The sequence below is a fragment of the Streptomyces sp. NPDC022910 genome, from assembly GCF_055561075.1.
The window spans coordinates 24347-39425 of sequence record NZ_JBVHHL010000032.1 but is presented as its reverse complement, the minus strand read 5'-3'; the positions used below and the strand labels follow the sequence as shown (position 1 = coordinate 39425).

Here is a 15079-nt window from a genome sequence, read left to right as displayed (position 1 = left end):
TGTCAGGAGTGGTTGCCGGTGACCGCCCGCAGCGCGTGCGCCAGTGCCCGTTGCAGGGCGAACTGGCCCGCGCCGACCAGACCCGCGTCGGCGCCGAGGCTGGCCCGCTCGATGACCAGGTGCTCGGTCACGAGGGGATGGCAGCCCTCGTAGAGCTGACTGCGTACGGCGGCGACGAAGGGTTCCAGCGTCGAGAGGATGCCGCCGAGGTACACGGCGTCCGGGTTGAAGAAGTTGACGTTGGCGGCCAGTACCTGGCCGAGGTAGCGGCCGGCCTGCCGGACGGCGCGGGTGGCCTCGGGGTCGGCGTCGGAGGCGAGGCGTACGACGTCCTCGGTGGACGTGACCTCGAGGCCGCGCCGGTGCAGGATCCGCACGAGCGCGGCGCCGGAGGCGACGGTCTCCAGGCAGCCGGTGTTGCCGCAGGAGCAGGGGATGTCGTGGGCCGCCTCGACGCGGACGTGGGTGATCTCGCCCGCGGCGCCTGAGCCACCCCGGTAGAGGCGGCCGTCGGCGATGACGCCGGCGCCGATCGCCGTGCCCGTCTTGACCATGATCGACTGCCGGCGTTCGGGCGGCTGGACGGTGTGTTCGCCGACGGCCATGCAGTTGGCGTCGTTCTCGATAGCGGCCAGCACGCTGAACCGGTCCTCCAGCCAGGCACGTACGGGGAAGCGGTTCCAGCCGGGCATGCGGGAGGGCAGAGTCACGACGCCGGAGACCACGTCCACCGGACCGGGCAGTGAGAGGCCGACGCCGCGCAGGAGGTGCCGACCGTGCTGTTCGGCGAGTGCCTCCAGCGTCCCTGCCAGTCCCGGCAGGGCCGCCTCGGGTCCGTCGGCGGTCGCGAACGGCACCGTGGAGACGTCGGTGAGGCCGCCGCCCGGCAGGACGACGCCCACGCGGGCGTGCCGCCCGCCGAGTTCGGCCGCCACCGCGAAGCCGTCGCTGCCGCCGAGCCGCAGCACCTTGCGCGGGCGCCCGCCGGCCGAGGACACCGTGCCTTCCTCGGCGACCAGGCCATGGGCCATCAACTGGCTCACCGTGAACGACACTGTCGACGGCGCCGCGCCGAGCAGCCCTGCGATCTCCGTCCGCGTCGCCGCCCGGCCGGAGGCGAGGAGTTCGAGGACGCGTTCGGTCAGCGAGGAGAGGCCCGCGGTGTTCTTCCGTCGCGGCGGACTTTTTTCAGTCATGGACGAAGTTACTTCCGGCGTCGGCGGTGGAGGCGTCGAGCGTAAGCCCCAGATGGTGGCGGATCGCTTTTTTCAGAACGGCAGTAACAGGCTTTTTACAGGAACACGCCTGTTTCTTCGAACAGTCGGGTCGTTGACTGTCTTCACCCCGCCTCAGTTCCCCCCTTTTTTCCGAGGAGAGCCATGTCCCAGAGGACAGCCATGATTCCGAGGAGAGCCACGTCCCCCGCTCGTCCGCGACTCCTCGTCGGTGCCGCCCTGTCCGCGGGCACGCTGCTGCTCGCGGGCTGCTCCGGGACGAGCGACACGTCCTCCGCGTCCCGCGACTCGATCGACTACGCGCTGCCCGCGAACTTCACCCCGAACTGGATCCTCCCGATCGGCACCGCGGCGCATCTCAACACCAACAACATCTCCATCGCGAACACGCTTTGGGAGCCGCTCGTCGCTTACGACGGCTCGACCGGCCGGATCGCCTGGAACAAGGCCGGATCCGTCGCCACCGCCGCCGACTTCGCGAACGACGGCAAGAGTGTGACGATCACCCTTGGTGACCGGCACTGGAGCGACGGCAAGCCGGTCACCTCCCGGGACGTCGAGTTCTGGTTCAACCTCATCAAGGCGAACAAGGCGCAGTGGGCCGGCTACAACCCCGGCAAGGCGCCCGACAACTGGACGTCCTTCAAGACCGTCGACGACCGCCACTTCACGATCGCCTTCGACAAGGCCTACAACTCCCAGTGGATGCTGGCCAACGAGCTGCAGAGCATCATCCCGCTGCCGCAGCACGTCTGGGACAGGACCGGCGCCTCGGCCCAGGTCTCCGACGCCGACCGCACCGCCGCGGGCGCCAAGCAGGTATGGACGTACCTCAACAACGCGGCGAAGAACATCGCCGGTTACGAGAAGGACGCCCTGTGGAAGACGATCAGCGGTCCCTATGCCGTCAAGTCGTTCTCCACGGCCGGGAAGGTGGTCCTCACCGCCAACAAGAAGTACGACGGCGGTGAGAAGCCCGCCATCCCGACGGTGAACCTGCTCCCCTTCACCACGGCGGACGCCGAGAAGAACGCGCTGCGTTCCGGTGGCGTGGACTACGGCTACATCGAGGCCGGCGACCTCGACCAGAAGGACCGCTTCACCGCGCAGGGCTACACGGTGAAGCCGTGGTCGGGCTGGGCGATCACGTACATGCCGTACAACTTCAACAACCCGGGGATGGGAGCCGTGTTCAAGCAGCTCTACGCCCGCCAGGCGGTCCAGCGGTCCATCGACCAGACGAGCCTGGCGAAGGTCATCTTCAACGGGACGGCGGTGCCCGGGTACGGTCCGGTCCCGCAGGCGCAATCGTCGTCCTTCGTCTCGCCGACGCAGAAGAACAACCCGTACCCGTTCTCCACCGCGGCGGCCCGAGAGCTGCTCACCGGTCACGGCTGGACGGAGCAGGGCGGCGTGATGGTGTGCACGGACCCCGGCACCGGCGCCTCGCAGTGCGGTGAAGGCGTCGGCCGGGGCGCGAAGTTCGAGATGCAGGTGCTGTCGCAGTCCGGCTCGACGGTCACCGACAACATGATGAGCGCGATTCAGTCCTCGCTCGCGAAGACCGGGATCAAGTTCTCGATCAGGACCGCTCCGGTCAACTCCGTGCTGTCGCAGACTCCGCAGTGCACGGCGAAGCAGGCGATCTGCAAGTGGCAGCTGTCCTTCTTCGGCACGGCGGGCAGCTGGTATTTCCCCGCCTTCCCGACCGGTGATTCGCTCTTCCAGAGCAAGGGCGGCTCGAACTTCGGCAACTACTCCAACCCCGAGGTCGACAAGCTCATCTCCGCCTCGACGACGTCGACCTCGGACCAGGCGGTCCAGGACTACAGCGCACTCCTCGCCAAGGACCTGCCGGTGATCTGGCTGCCGGAGCCCGTCTACCAGATCTCGGTGATCAGGAACGGCCTGGGAGGCTTCTCGCAGGACTCACTCGCCAACTTCCACCCGGCGCAGTGGAAGTGGACCGACTGAGGCCGCCCGCATGGACACCTTCCTCTATCTGACCAGGCGGCTACTCCAGGCCCTCGTGGTGATCCTGATCGTCACGGTCGTGGTGTTCTGCCTGCTGCACGCGCTGCCCGGGGGTCCCGCGCGCGGGATCCTCGGCCCGCAGGCCACGGCCCAGCAGATCGCCGCGTTCAACCACGACCAGGGCCTGGACCGGCCGCTGCCTGTCCAGTACGTCTATTACCTGCGCACCCTTCTGCACGGCGACCTCGGCACCTCGTACACCCTGAACGAGGCGGTGTCCCGGCTGATCGAACAGCGCCTGCCGAAGACCCTGGTGCTGACACTCCTGTCCGCGCTGGTCGGCCTCCTGCTGGCGGTCCCGCTCGGTATGTGGCAGGCAGTGCGGCGCAACAAGCCGGTGGACTACGTCGTCACCACACTGAGCTTCGTCGCCTACTCGACGCCGGTGTACTTCCTGGGCCTCGTCCTGGTCCTGGTGTTCACCCAGACCCTGCGCTGGTTCCCCTCCCAGGCGCCCCAAGGGGACACGCTGGCCCAGGTGTTCACGGACCCCGTCGCGCTCGTGCTGCCGGTCGTCACCGGGGCAGCCTCCATGGTCGCCGTGTTCAGCCGCTACATGCGGGCCGCCACGCTGGAAAACCTCGCCGAGGACTACGTCCGGACCGCCCGCGCCGGCGGCTCCCACCCGCGCGCGATCCTGTGGCGGCACGTGTTCCGCAACTCCCTGACCCCCGTGATCGCCATGCTTGGTTACTACGTGCCCGTGCTGTTCGGCGGCGCGCTCGTCGTCGAGCAGCTCTTCAACTACCCGGGAATGGGGCTTCTGTTCTGGAGCGCCGCGCAGTCCTCCGACTATCCGGTGCTGCTCGGCTGCGTCCTCGTCATCTCCGTCGCGACGGTCGTCGGCACGCTGCTGGCGGACGTCGTACAGCGGATCGTCGATCCCCGAGTCAAGGCGGGCCGGACATGAGCGCGGTAGTGCAGGCACCCTCCCTGGAGCTGGCCTCCGGTCATCGCCTCTCGCTGCGGCGTTTCGCGCGCAACCGGCTGGCGGTCGCCGGGCTCGTCGTGGTCGTCCTCTTCCTGCTGTTCTGCTTCGTCGGCCCGCTGCTGTACTCGACGGACCAGACCCACACGGACCTGACCCAGGTCAACCTCGCGCCCGGCGGGGAGCATTGGCTGGGCACGGACGCCGTCGGACACGACGAGCTGGGGCGGCTCATGTACGGCGGGAAGGTCTCGCTGCTCGTGGGGCTCGCGGCCGGGATCCTGGCGACCGTCATCGGCACGCTGTGGGGCGCGGTCGCGGGCTATGCGGGCGGCTGGGTGGACGCGGTGATGATGCGGGTGGTCGACGCAGGCATCGCCATCCCCGCCCTGTTCATCCTGCTGGTCGTCTCCGCCATCACCACCCCGGACACCCTCGGGCTGATCGTCATCCTGGGGCTGGTGTCATGGCTGGTGCCGTCCCGGCTGGTGCGGGCGGAAACACTCACGCTCAAGAACAGGGACTACGTCCTCACCCTGCGCGCGATCGGCGGCACCCACGGCCGCGCGATCGCGCGGCACATCCTGCCCAACTCGGTGTCGACGATCGTGGTCGCGGCGACGTTCCAGGTCGCCGACGCGATCCTGCTCGTCGCCTATGTGTCGTACCTGGGCCTGGGCGTCCAGCCGCCGTCGACCGACTGGGGCGGCATGCTGTCGGCCGGTCTGACGGCCGCGTACTCCGGGCGCTGGTGGCTGATCGTTCCGCCGGGCCTCGCGATCATCCTCGTCGTATGCGCGTTCAACGCGATCGGCGACGGGCTGCGCGACGCCTTCGACGTCAGGGGACGCGGATGAACATCCTGAACATGGAGGGCCTGTCGGTCACCTTCGCGACCGACACGGGCGACGTGCCGGCGGTGCGCGACGTGTCCCTGCACGTGCGTCCCGGCGAAACCCTCGCGCTGGTCGGCGAGTCAGGGTCCGGCAAGTCGACGGTTGCGCTCGCGGCGATGGGGCTGCTGCCCGGCAACGCGCGGGCGTCGGGGCGGGTGACGGTCGACGGGACGCAGGTCGTCGGCGCCCGTGAGGCGGAACTGGCGCGACTGCGCGGCCGTACGGCCTCCATGGTCTTCCAGGAGCCCGCAACCGCGCTCGATCCGCTGACCCGGGTCGGCAGGCAGATCGCCGAGGTCATACGCAACCATCGGCGGGTGTCCGCCCAGGAGGCCGCCGACGAGGCGGTCGGACTCCTGCGCCGGGTCGGCATTCCGGAGCCGGAGCGGCGGGCGTCCGCGTTCCCGTTCCAGCTGTCGGGCGGGCAGCGGCAGCGGGTGGTCATCGCCATGGCGATCGCCAACTCGCCCCGTCTGCTGGTCGCCGACGAGCCGACCACGGCGCTGGACGTCACCGTGCAGGCCGACATCCTCGACCTGTTGCGGGGGCTGGCCGCCGACTCCGACACCGGCGTGCTGCTGGTCACCCACAACATGGGTGTCGTCGCCGACTTCGCCGACCGGGTCGCCGTCATGCTGCGCGGCGAGATCGTGGAGACCGGTCCAGTGGACGAGGTGCTGCTGCGGCCGACGCACGAGTACACCCGGCGGCTGCTGGCGGCGGTGCCCCGGCTGGCGGTCACCGGGCCGGAGGACGACGAGATGCCGCCGGTGGCGCGGGCCGACGCCGAGCCGGTGGTCCAGCTCCAGGACATCTCGGTGAACTTCGGCCGGGGACGACGGAGCGTCAAGGCACTTCAGGAGGTGTCCTTGACCGTCCACTCCGGTGAGACCGTCGGCCTCGTCGGCGAGTCCGGGTCCGGCAAGTCGACGGCGGCCCGGGTCGCGCTGGGTCTCGTGGCGCCGGACTCCGGCTCGGTGTCGCTGTTCGGCACGGACCTGCGCCGGGCCCGGGGACGCGCGCGCCGCGCACTGCTGGCCGGGGTGGGCGTCGTGCTCCAGGATCCCGTGGCGTCGTTGGACGCACGGATGAGTGTCGCCGAGTGCGTGGCAGAGCCGCTGCGCGTGCACCGACGCGGGATGACGGCGGTGGAGCGGCGGGCGCGGGTCGCGGAGGTGCTGGAACTCGTCAGGCTGTCCGGGGAGTTGGCAGGACGGGGACCACGGGAGCTGTCCGGGGGACAGCGGCAGCGGGTCAGCCTGGCCCGGGCCCTGGTGCTCGAACCGCGGCTGCTCGTGGCGGACGAGCCGACCAGCGCGCTCGATGTGAGTGTGCAGAAGACGGTGCTGGAGGTCATCGGCGAACTGCAGAAAGAGCTCGGGTTCGCGTGCCTGTTCGTCTCGCACGACCTGGCCGTGGTGCAGCGGTTCGCCCAGCGGGTCGTCGTCCTGCGGGCCGGGCGGGTCGAGGAGCAGGGACCGACCATGACCACCCTCCTGCGCCCGGAGACGGAGTACACGCGCCGGCTCATCGCCGCCGTGCCCGTACCGGATCCGGTGCTCCAGCGCCGGCGCCGCACGGAGCGCCCGGGGTCCGTGATCGCCGGCGGACAGGGGGCCACCGCGTGACGCACGAGATGCCCGGTCCGGGCCGAACTCCCCGACATCAGACCGCTGTTGTCGCCGGAATCGACATCGGAGGTACGACCACGCAGGCTGTCCTGTGCTCGCCGGAACTGGACGTCGTCGACCGCGCGGGGGTGCCGACCCCTGCCGCCGAGGGCGGGGAGGCGATGGTCGGCGCCGCGCTCGATGCGCTACGACGGCTGCTGGACCGTACACCTGCGCGGCTGCTCGGCGTCGGTGTGGGCGCGGCGGGCGTCGTGGACGCGCGGGCCGGGAAGGTGCTGGTGGCCAGCGACTCCTTCCGCGGCTGGGCCGGTTTCCCGGTGACGGCGACGGTCGAACGGGCTTTCGGTGTCCCGGCGTTCCTGGACAACGACGTCAACGCGTTCCTGCGTGGTGAGGTGGCGCGGGGCGCCGTCGCGGGCGAGGCACACGTGCTCGGCATGACGCTGGGCACGGGGGTCGGCGGAGCGCTGTGGCTGGACGGCGCGCTCTACGACGGACCCCACGGCGCGGCCGGCGAGATCGGCCACGTGCCCGGCTTCGGAGACCTGCCCTGCACCTGCGGCGGCCGAGGCCACCTGGAGACCCTGGCCTCCGGCCGCTCCCTCGCCGCGCGCTATGCCGAGCGCACCGGGCGGGAGTCCACCGCCCGCGAGATCGCCGGGGCGGCACGGCGGGGCGACCTGGACGCGCTCGCCGTGTATGAGGCCGCAGGGACGGCCGTCGCCCGCGCGATCCTGCTCACGGCCGGCCTGCTGGACGTCTCGACCTTCGTGATCGGCGGCGGCGTCAGCGGGTCCTGGCCTTTGCTCGAACCGGTCCTCCATAAGGCTCTGGTCGCCGAACCTCCCGTCAGCGGCCACCCTGTCCGCGCTCTGCCGTCCCGCCTGGGCGGCGACGCGGTGGCCCTCGGCGCTGCGGCCCGGGCACGGGCGGTACTGGACGTCAGCGCATGATGTTCACCGCGCGCGCCACGACCAGGACGACCGTGACGATGGAGACGGCCGATTGCATGAGCATCAGCAGCTTGGCCCACCGAGACATGGGCATGGTGTCGGTGGGGCTGAAGGCGGTCGCGTTGGTGTAGGAGACGTACAAGTAGTCGAAAAAGGCCGGCTCCCAGTTACGGCTGACCAACTCCTGCGCCTGCATCTGGGGGAAGAGGAAGTCGGGATGGGCGCGGTGGGCGTGTGCCCGTGCGACGGGACCGCCGCGGTCGAACTCCCAGTACCACAGGGCGAAGACCACGACGTTGGTGCCCCAGATACCGGCGGCGACGAGGAGCAGCGGGCCCGCTGAGCTCCCCTCGTGCCCCGCGAGCAGAGCGGCGATGAGCAGGGTCAGGGACCACGCGTTGGCCAGGCTGGCGACCGCCGCGAGGGTCAGGGACGCGGCCCGCAGGGCGACGGACTCACGGTTGATCCTGCCCGGGTTGCTGAGCAGCAGCACCGCCAGGAAGGCGCCCTCCACTGCGGGCAGCAGCCAGTGGGGGTGGATGGTGAACCGTCTGGGCTCCGCGAGTTGTGCGGCGATGATGAGCACGATGACCGCGGCAACCTGCCAGCGGTGCTCACCGTCGGTCGGCCGCCGCCATGCGGGGACCTTGGCCTTCTGCGGAACGTCAGTCATGGGGGTAAGTGTCGTACGACGTACCCGAGTGTCCGTCGAAGGGGGAGCGCCGGGCTCCTGCTCGGGAGCCCGGCTCCTGCACCGGTGGTGGTTGGCCTCAGGCCTCCGTCTCCGTGCGGTCGGCCGTGCCCCAGAGCGTGTGGAAGCTGCCCTCGCGGTCGACGCGCCGATAGGTGTGGGCGCCGAAGTAGTCGCGCTGCCCCTGGGTGAGCGCGGCCGGCAGGCGGTCGGCGCGCAGCGAGTCGTAGTACGACAGCGCGGCGGAGAACGCGGGCACCGGCACGCCCCGGCGAGCCGCGGTGGCGATCACCTCGCGCCACGGCACCTGGGCGTCCGCGATCTCCGCCGCGAACCCCGCGTCGGACAGCAGGCTGACCAGACCCGGATCGGCGGCGTACGCGGCGCGGATGTGGTCGAGGAAGGCCGCACGGATGATGCAGCCGCCGCGCCAGATTTTCGCGACCGACCCGAGATCGATCTTCCAGCCGAACTCGTCGGCGGCGTCCAGGATCATCTTCCAGCCCTGGTCGTAGGCGATCACCTTCGAGGCGTACAGGGCCTGTTCCACCTGCGCGGTGAAGCGCTCGGCCTCGTAGGAGGTCAGGTCCCAGCTGGTGCCGCCGGGCAGGCCCCCGTAGGCGGCGCGCAGGGCGGACTGGCCGGAAGCGGCGCGGGCGAAGGTGGCCTGGGCGATGGCGGTCACCGGGGAGCCCAGCTCCAGCGCGGTCTGCACGGTCCAGCGCCCGGTGCCCTTCTGCCCGGCCGCGTCGGCGACGACGTCCACGAACGGATTGCCGGTCGCGGCGTCCACATGGGACAGCACCTCCGCCGTGATCTCGATCAGATACGAGTCGAGGCGTCCCTTGTTCCACTCGCGGAAGATCTCGGCGATCGCCGCGGGGGAGAACCCGGCCACCTGGCGCAGCAGGTCGTACGCCTCGCCGATCAGCTGCATGTCGGCGTACTCGATGCCGTTGTGGACCATCTTCACGAAGTGCCCGGCGCCGTCGGTGCCGACGTGGGTGGTGCACGGCTCGCCGTCCACCTTTGCGCTGATCTTCTCGAACATCGGCCCGAGCGAGGCATACGACTCCGGTGAACCGCCGGGCATGACGCTCGGCCCGTGCAGCGCGCCCTCCTCGCCGCCTGAGACCCCCGCGCCGACGAAGTGGATGCCCCGCTCGCGCAGCGACCGCTCACGGCGCCGGGTGTCGGCGAAGTGGGCGTTGCCGCCGTCGATGATCATGTCGCCGGGTTCCAGGAGTGGTGCGAACTCCTCGATCACGGCATCCGTGGCTGCACCCGCCTGCACCATGATCATCAGGCGGCGGGGCCGCTCCAGCGCCGCCACGAACTCCTCGGCCGTCTCGGCGGGCACGAACGCGCCCTCGTGCCCGAACTCCTCGACCAGCGTCTTCGTTCTGGTCGGGGTGCGGTTGTGCACGGCGACGGTGTACCCGTGTCGAGCGAAGTTCCGGGCCAGGTTGCGGCCCATCACCGCGAGCCCGGTGACGCCGATCTGCGCGGTCGCCTGCATGCTGTGCTCCTTGGGTCCAGGATCCGCCGCGCCCGTGTGTCTCCCGGGCGGAGCGGATGTCGCTCGGTGCGGCTCCTACCGCTGTCCCGCTCAGGTACGGACGGCGGGGCGGGAGTTGCTCAGCGCAGGCAGCGGGACCTTCCGTCGCCGACCGGGGCGGGCGGGCGTTTCATGCTCCGATGAGGCGGAGGGACAGCCACAGCGCCACCACCGCGCCCGCCAGCGCGATCGGTACGGCGATCGCTCCGAGCCGGGTGAACTCCTTGAGGTCGACGGTGTGCTCGTGCTGGTGGACGATGCGGCGCCACAGCAGAGTGGCCAGGGAGCCGGCGTAGGTGAGATTGGGGCCGATGTTCACGCCGAGCAGGACGGCGAGCACCGCGCCCGGGCCCGATGCGGCGGCCATCGGCAGCAGAACCAGGACGGCCGGCAGGTTGTTGATCAGGTTGGCCAGCAGGGCCGCCAAGGCCGCGGCTCCGAGCAGGGCGGGCAGCGTGGTCCCGTCGGGCAGTACCCGGCCGAGAGCGCCCGCGAGCCCGTTGTCGACCACCGCCCGCACCACGATGCCCAGGGCCAGCACGAACGCCAGGAAGGACGGCGCCGCCGCACGCAGCACCGTGACCGGGGTGGCCCGGCGCCGCACGAGTGCACGCACGGCCAGCACCAGCGCCCCCGCCAGCGCCGACCACGCCGGGTCGATACCCAGAGCGGAAGCGATGACGAACCCCGCCAGTGTGCAGGCCACCGTCGCCAGCGCGAACAGCGGAAGCCGCGGCGGCTCGCCCTGGTCCGGGGCCGTGGCTCCGGCGTCCAGGTCGTGGTGGAAGAAGCGCCGGAAGACGACGTACTCGGCGGTGACGGCCACCAGCCACGGCAGGGCCATCAGCGCGGCGAAGCGCGTGAAGCTCAGCCCGGCCGCACCGAACGCGAGCAGGTTGGTGAGGTTGGAGACCGGCAGCAGGAGGGACGCCGTATTCGACAGATGGGTGCAGGCGTAGAGGTGGGGTTTCGGACGGGCGCCCATCCGGACCGCCGTGGCGAACACCACGGGCGTGAGCAGCACGACCGTGGCGTCCAGGCTGAGCACCGCGGTGATCGCCGAGGCGAGCGCGAAGACCGCAGTCAGCAGCCGTCCGGTACTGCCCGCGGCCCATCGCGCCATCCAAGCGCCGCACGCCCGGAACAGCCCCTCCACGTCGCAGAAGTGGGCCAGCACCAGGACGGCCGCCAGAAAGCCGACCACGGGGCCCAGGCGCTCGGCCTCGGCCCGTGCGTGATCCAGGGAGATGGCGCCGGTCGCGATGGCGATTCCCGCTGCCGGAACCGCCACGGCCGACTCCGGCAGCCCGAACGGACGCACCACCGCGGCGGCCAGTACGGCGACGAGCAGGACGATGGAGAGAGCCTCGGCGAGCGGGGTGTTCAGGGCTCGGTCCTTCCTGAGCTGGTGCGGTGGTGCCCCTCCATCACATCAGGCCGGACGGTGAAACCTCGATTCTAGGCGGCGGACGAAGTTCCGTGCCCCTTCACGCCTGCACCCGCAGCGCCCACCCGTGGTCCACCGGCCCTATGCCGGCGCCCAGCGCGAAGCCCGCCGCGATCGCCGACGTGACGTAGTCCTTGGCCCGCCGCACCGCCTCCGGCACCGCGAGGCCCTGCGCGAGCCCGACGGCGACGGCCGAGGCGAGGGTGCAGCCCGTGCCGTGGGTGTGACGGGTGTCGTGGCGCGGAGCGCGCAGCCAGTGTTCCTCGTGGCCGTCGGTCAGCAGGTCAACGGCCTCACCGGAGAGATGACCGCCTTTCACGAGCACCCATCTGGGCCCGTACGACAGCAGCCGCGCGGCCGCACGGCGCATGCCCGGCTCGTCGGTCACCGTGATGCCGGTCAGCTCGGCGACCTCGTCCAGGTTCGGCGTGGTCACCGTGGCCCGCGGCAGCAGCCGGGTCCGTACGGCCTCCAGCGCGTCGTCGGCGAGCAGCCGGTCGCCGTGCTTGGAGACGCTCACCGGGTCCACGACGACCGGGGCCGCCACGTCCGCGAGCAGTTCGGACACCGTCGTGACCAGCGCGGGCGAGGCGAGCATGCCGGTCTTGACCGCCTGGACGCCGATGTCGTCGACGACGCTGCGGTACTGGGCGCGCACCGCCTCCACGGGCAGCTCCCAGGCGCCCTGCACACCGACGGAATTCTGCGCCGTGACCGCGGTGACGACGCTCATCCCGTGGGCGCCGAGCGCCAGCATGGTCTTCAGGTCGGCCTGTATACCGGCGCCGCCCCCGGAGTCGGACCCGGCGATCGTCAGGACGCGCGGCGGCGCGGTCATGCCCGCCCCTCCTCTCGGACACGCAGTGGGGCGTAGACGGCGAGGGCCACCAGGAACGCCACGTAGTACGAGACGTCCGCGCCGTGCAGCGCGTGGGCGACCGGGCCCGCGTACAGGCCGGTGTCCATGAAGGGCACCGCCGCGGCGAAGGCGCCGGTGAACGCCAGCAGCGGCGGCCACACGGAGCGCGGCCGGGCCGTCGCTGCGGCCAGATCGGTGACGGAACCGCGCCGCACGAGCCAGTCGACGACCACGATCGCCACGAACCCGGGGATCCAGTAGCCCACGAACAGCAGCACGTTCTGGAAGCGGGCCGTGGTGTCGGCCGCGTGCATCCACAGCACCAGCGGAAAGCCGAGCACCGCGGCGAGTGCCGCGGCCGCCGGACGCGGCACGCGCACGCCGACGGTCTGCAGCGCCAGGGACCCGCTGTAGTCGTTCATGGCGTTGCTGCACAACGCCGCCAGCGCCACGGCCAGCAGCCCGAACGCGCCCGCTGTGCCCCCGCCCAGCAGTTCGTCCACCCCCGCGGCCGTCTGGTCGGTGAGCACCGAAGCGCCCCACAGACCCAGGATCTGCACGGCCACGAAGGACACCACGAGACCGAGCAGCGTGCACCAGAACATCCGGGACCGTGAGGTGGCGCGCGGCAGATAGCGGCTGAAGTCGCTGGCGTACGGGGCCCAGGACAGCGCCAGACTGAGCGCGATGGTGCTGGTCAGCACGAACGCGCCCACCCGGTCGGCACCGTGCGCGCTGCCCGCCGTGGCGAGGTGGACGCCCTCCGGCATGCGCACGGCGATCAGGGCGAAGGCGGCCGCGAGCACGAAGGTCATGACGATCTGGAGCCGGTGGATCGCCTCGTAGCCGAGGACCCCGAGGGCACCCTGCCCCAGCATCATGACCAGGACGCCCAGCCAGAACGGCCAGCCGCACAGCCGCGCCAGCGCGTCCCCGCCGAACAGTCCGATCAGCGCGTCCCAGGCGACCGACGACAGCCACTGCAGCACCCCGGGCAGCACCACCGCACGCCCGAACGCGAGCCGGGCCAGAGGGAGCTGACCGGCGCCGGTACGGCTGCCCCAGGTGCCCATATAGGCGGTGGGCACCGCACCGAGCACCGTGCCCAGGACGACGGCGGCGAGCGCGGTGGTGAAGTCGAGGCCGAGAGAAATGCCGATGGTCCCGGTGAACACACCGGTCATGGTCAGGTTCGGGGCGAACCACACGGTGAACAGCCGGCCCGCGCCGCCGTAGCGATTGTTCTCCGGCACCGGTTCGATGCCGTGCCCCTCGACCCTGAGGTCACCGGGAGCGGTGGGCATCCGTCCGTCGAAGACGCCCCGTCGGCCGTCGGCGGGCAGCCCACCGGATACATGCGCCAATGGCATGAAAGACATCCCTCCGCCAGTACGAACTGGTTCAGGTTCAACGGGTGTGATCTCAGCCCGCAGGTGGGGCACCCCGTGTCAGGTACGGCCGCAAGACTAACCCGAGCCCTGCGATGCGCCATACGAAGGGCCGCTGCCCGACATGGGTCAGCGGCCCTTCCCCGCTGCCGTGGCGCGTCAGCGCCTGGTGTAGATGAAGCCGATCTTGTCGGCCTCGTCGCCGGAGCGTCCGTGGAATCCGGCGATCTGCCAGCTGGAGGGCGCCGTGCGCGTCACGCAGTCGGACGTCGTGGTTCCGCCGGCCAGACTGTGGCCGAGACTGGTCGTGAACTTCGCGTAGAAGATCCTCGTGCGGCCGCTGTACTGGCCTTCACAGAGCTGCGCGCTCGTCACGTACTCGCCGCTGCCCAGCGTGAGCGACGACGCCGTACCGCCGGTGCCGCCGTGGGCGAGCGTGGTGCCGTTGCTCAGGGTCAGGCCGATCCGGTCGACGCGGGAGCCGCTGCGCAGCGATATCACCGTGGCACGGGCGGCCGCCGGGACGCTGTCGATGTCGTTGTAGTAGTCGCCGTGCGGCCCGCCGAACTGGTCGCTGAGCTGGAAGGCGGAGTTGCGCGCCCAGCTGAACGTCGCGGTGATCGGGTCGTGGTCGGGGGTGTTGCGCGCATGACAAAACCTAGCGGCGAACTCTGTGGATGAACGCGCTTTCTGCCGTTCGGGCGAAACTTCATCTGGTGGTCGCCGCAGCGTCCGCCGCGACCGCCGTCGGGGCCGATGGCAGAGGTGGCCGCGACCGCCGTTGCCCGACTGCCGTCACTCGGCGCGTTTCCGCACGTCCTCCGCCACCTTCTTGTCCAGGGCGGCCCGCACCAACGCGGCTGCCAGTACGGCCGGTTCGGTGCTTTTGGCGAGTTCCACCAGCTTCTCCGGGTCCTTGGGCAGCCCGAGCCGTTCCGCTCCGGAGAGGGCCTTGGCGTCCACAAAGGGCGCCACCTCCGGCCAGACCCGCTGCACCTCGCGCAGGAAGATGTCGGCGCCGGCCGGACCCATCCCCGGTATCTCCTGCAGCAGCCCGTGCAGAGCGGAGACGTCCTCGTCGGCCTCCTTCCGCATGCGCCGCAGGTCGCCTCCCCATCGCTCCAGCAGCAGCTCCGCGCCGTCGCCGAGTTGGGTCGCCGTCCGCTCGTCGTAGCGCCGGTAGCCGCCCCGCCCCAGCGCGTCGACACGCTCCTGCCAGTCCGCCTCGGCCATGCGACGAGGATCCCGCAGGCCCGCCTCGTGGAGCGCCCGCACCGTGGCCAGGGCGATCGACGTGCGGATGCGGGCGCTGAGGAGCATGGCCATGAGCAGCAGCCGGTAGAGCGGCTGCGGCGCGTCCTTGAGCCGGATGCCCGCCTCTTCGGCGTAGGTGCGGCCATGCTCCTTGACGAGTTCTTCGAGGACGCGGGCCGCGCGCTCTTCGCGGTTCACGGTGACA

12 protein-coding genes, 1 pseudogene and 1 riboswitch are annotated in these 15079 nt (G+C 70.9%); of the genes and pseudogenes, 5 read left to right on the top strand and 8 right to left on the bottom strand.

All coding sequences use genetic code 11. From position 1 onward, the window contains the following. Positions 1 to 2: 2 nt before the first annotated feature. On the bottom strand, positions 3 to 1196 hold the full coding sequence (locus tag ACZ3TS_RS26930; RefSeq protein WP_467622652.1) for an ROK family transcriptional regulator: 1194 nt from the start codon (positions 1194 to 1196) through the stop codon (positions 3 to 5). A 201-nt stretch (positions 1197 to 1397) separates the two neighbouring features. Here ACZ3TS_RS26930 and ACZ3TS_RS26925 point away from each other — a divergent pair, with 201 nt between their 5' ends. From ACZ3TS_RS26925 to ACZ3TS_RS26905, 5 genes are read left to right on the top strand one after another with little or no spacing between them, the layout of a single operon-like run. Further along, positions 1398 to 3209 carry a peptide ABC transporter substrate-binding protein gene (locus ACZ3TS_RS26925; protein WP_467622755.1) on the top strand — a complete coding sequence of 604 codons (1812 nt, stop codon included), beginning with the start codon at positions 1398 to 1400 and terminating at the stop codon, positions 3207 to 3209. A gap of 10 nt (positions 3210 to 3219) precedes the next feature. Further along, positions 3220 to 4179: an ABC transporter permease gene (locus ACZ3TS_RS26920; protein ID WP_467622649.1), complete on the top strand. Its 960-nt coding sequence runs from the start codon at positions 3220 to 3222 to the stop codon at positions 4177 to 4179. Beyond that, the gene (locus ACZ3TS_RS26915; RefSeq protein WP_467622647.1) at positions 4176 to 5054 is read left to right on the top strand and encodes an ABC transporter permease; all 879 of its coding nucleotides are present in this window, start codon (positions 4176 to 4178) and stop codon (positions 5052 to 5054) included. Before ACZ3TS_RS26920 ends, ACZ3TS_RS26915 begins: the two co-directional genes overlap by 4 nt. After that, the gene (locus ACZ3TS_RS26910) at positions 5051 to 6721 is read left to right on the top strand and encodes a dipeptide ABC transporter ATP-binding protein (protein WP_467622644.1); all 1671 of its coding nucleotides are present in this window, start codon (positions 5051 to 5053) and stop codon (positions 6719 to 6721) included. Before ACZ3TS_RS26915 ends, ACZ3TS_RS26910 begins: the two co-directional genes overlap by 4 nt. An 8-nt stretch (positions 6722 to 6729) precedes the next feature. Beyond that, positions 6730 to 7677, top strand: a complete 948-nt coding sequence (locus ACZ3TS_RS26905; protein WP_467622752.1) for an ROK family protein — start codon at positions 6730 to 6732, stop codon at positions 7675 to 7677. Here the strand turns inward: ACZ3TS_RS26905 and ACZ3TS_RS26900 are convergent. From ACZ3TS_RS26900 to ACZ3TS_RS26870, 7 genes and pseudogenes are all read right to left on the bottom strand, one after another. After that, the gene (locus ACZ3TS_RS26900) at positions 7667 to 8350 is read right to left on the bottom strand and encodes a hypothetical protein (protein ID WP_467622642.1); all 684 of its coding nucleotides are present in this window, start codon (positions 8348 to 8350) and stop codon (positions 7667 to 7669) included. The genes ACZ3TS_RS26905 and ACZ3TS_RS26900 overlap by 11 nt on opposite strands. A gap of 97 nt (positions 8351 to 8447) precedes the next feature. Continuing rightward, positions 8448 to 9887, bottom strand: coding sequence for an NADP-dependent phosphogluconate dehydrogenase (gene gndA / locus ACZ3TS_RS26895; RefSeq protein WP_467622640.1), 1440 nt, complete (start codon positions 9885 to 9887; stop codon positions 8448 to 8450). Positions 9888 to 10056: 169 nt separating this feature from the next. Further along, a complete protein-coding gene (locus tag ACZ3TS_RS26890) occupies positions 10057 to 11313 on the bottom strand; it encodes an SLC13 family permease (protein ID WP_467622749.1) in 1257 nt (418 codons plus the stop codon). Positions 11314 to 11413: 100 nt separating this feature from the next. After that, on the bottom strand, positions 11414 to 12211 hold the full coding sequence (gene thiD / locus ACZ3TS_RS26885; RefSeq protein ID WP_467622638.1) for a bifunctional hydroxymethylpyrimidine kinase/phosphomethylpyrimidine kinase: 798 nt from the start codon (positions 12209 to 12211) through the stop codon (positions 11414 to 11416). Further along, complete coding sequence (locus ACZ3TS_RS26880; RefSeq protein WP_467622635.1) at positions 12208 to 13602, bottom strand: purine-cytosine permease family protein; 1395 nt, start codon at positions 13600 to 13602, stop codon at positions 12208 to 12210. Before ACZ3TS_RS26880 ends, thiD begins: the two co-directional genes overlap by 4 nt. Continuing rightward, positions 13594 to 13688: riboswitch (TPP riboswitch) on the bottom strand. (Overlaps the previous gene by 9 nt.) A gap of 91 nt (positions 13689 to 13779) precedes the next feature. Then, positions 13780 to 14253 (bottom strand): annotated as a pseudogene (locus tag ACZ3TS_RS26875) (jacalin-like lectin); the annotation flags it as partial. A 162-nt stretch (positions 14254 to 14415) separates the two neighbouring features. After that, on the bottom strand, positions 14416 to 15072 hold the full coding sequence (locus ACZ3TS_RS26870; RefSeq protein ID WP_467622633.1) for an HhH-GDP family DNA glycosylase: 657 nt from the start codon (positions 15070 to 15072) through the stop codon (positions 14416 to 14418). Positions 15073 to 15079 lie beyond the last annotated feature (7 nt).

Bases quoted from the DNA above. Each gene is read 5' to 3' on its own strand.
- ACZ3TS_RS26930 (WP_467622652.1), bottom strand. From the start codon at position 1,196: ATGACTGAAAAAAGTCCGCCGCGACGGAAGAACACCGCGGGCCTCTCC.
- ACZ3TS_RS26880 (WP_467622635.1), bottom strand. From the start codon at position 13,602: ATGCCATTGGCGCATGTATCCGGTGGGCTGCCCGCCGACGGCCGACGG.
- ACZ3TS_RS26910 (WP_467622644.1), top strand. From the start codon at position 5,051: ATGAACATCCTGAACATGGAGGGCCTGTCGGTCACCTTCGCGACCGAC.
- ACZ3TS_RS26905 (WP_467622752.1), top strand. From the start codon at position 6,730: ATGCCCGGTCCGGGCCGAACTCCCCGACATCAGACCGCTGTTGTCGCC.
- ACZ3TS_RS26925 (WP_467622755.1), top strand. From the start codon at position 1,398: ATGATTCCGAGGAGAGCCACGTCCCCCGCTCGTCCGCGACTCCTCGTC.
- ACZ3TS_RS26920 (WP_467622649.1), top strand. From the start codon at position 3,220: ATGGACACCTTCCTCTATCTGACCAGGCGGCTACTCCAGGCCCTCGTG.
- gndA (WP_467622640.1), bottom strand. From the start codon at position 9,887: ATGCAGGCGACCGCGCAGATCGGCGTCACCGGGCTCGCGGTGATGGGC.
- ACZ3TS_RS26915 (WP_467622647.1), top strand. From the start codon at position 4,176: ATGAGCGCGGTAGTGCAGGCACCCTCCCTGGAGCTGGCCTCCGGTCAT.
- ACZ3TS_RS26900 (WP_467622642.1), bottom strand. From the start codon at position 8,350: ATGACTGACGTTCCGCAGAAGGCCAAGGTCCCCGCATGGCGGCGGCCG.
- thiD (WP_467622638.1), bottom strand. From the start codon at position 12,211: ATGACCGCGCCGCCGCGCGTCCTGACGATCGCCGGGTCCGACTCCGGG.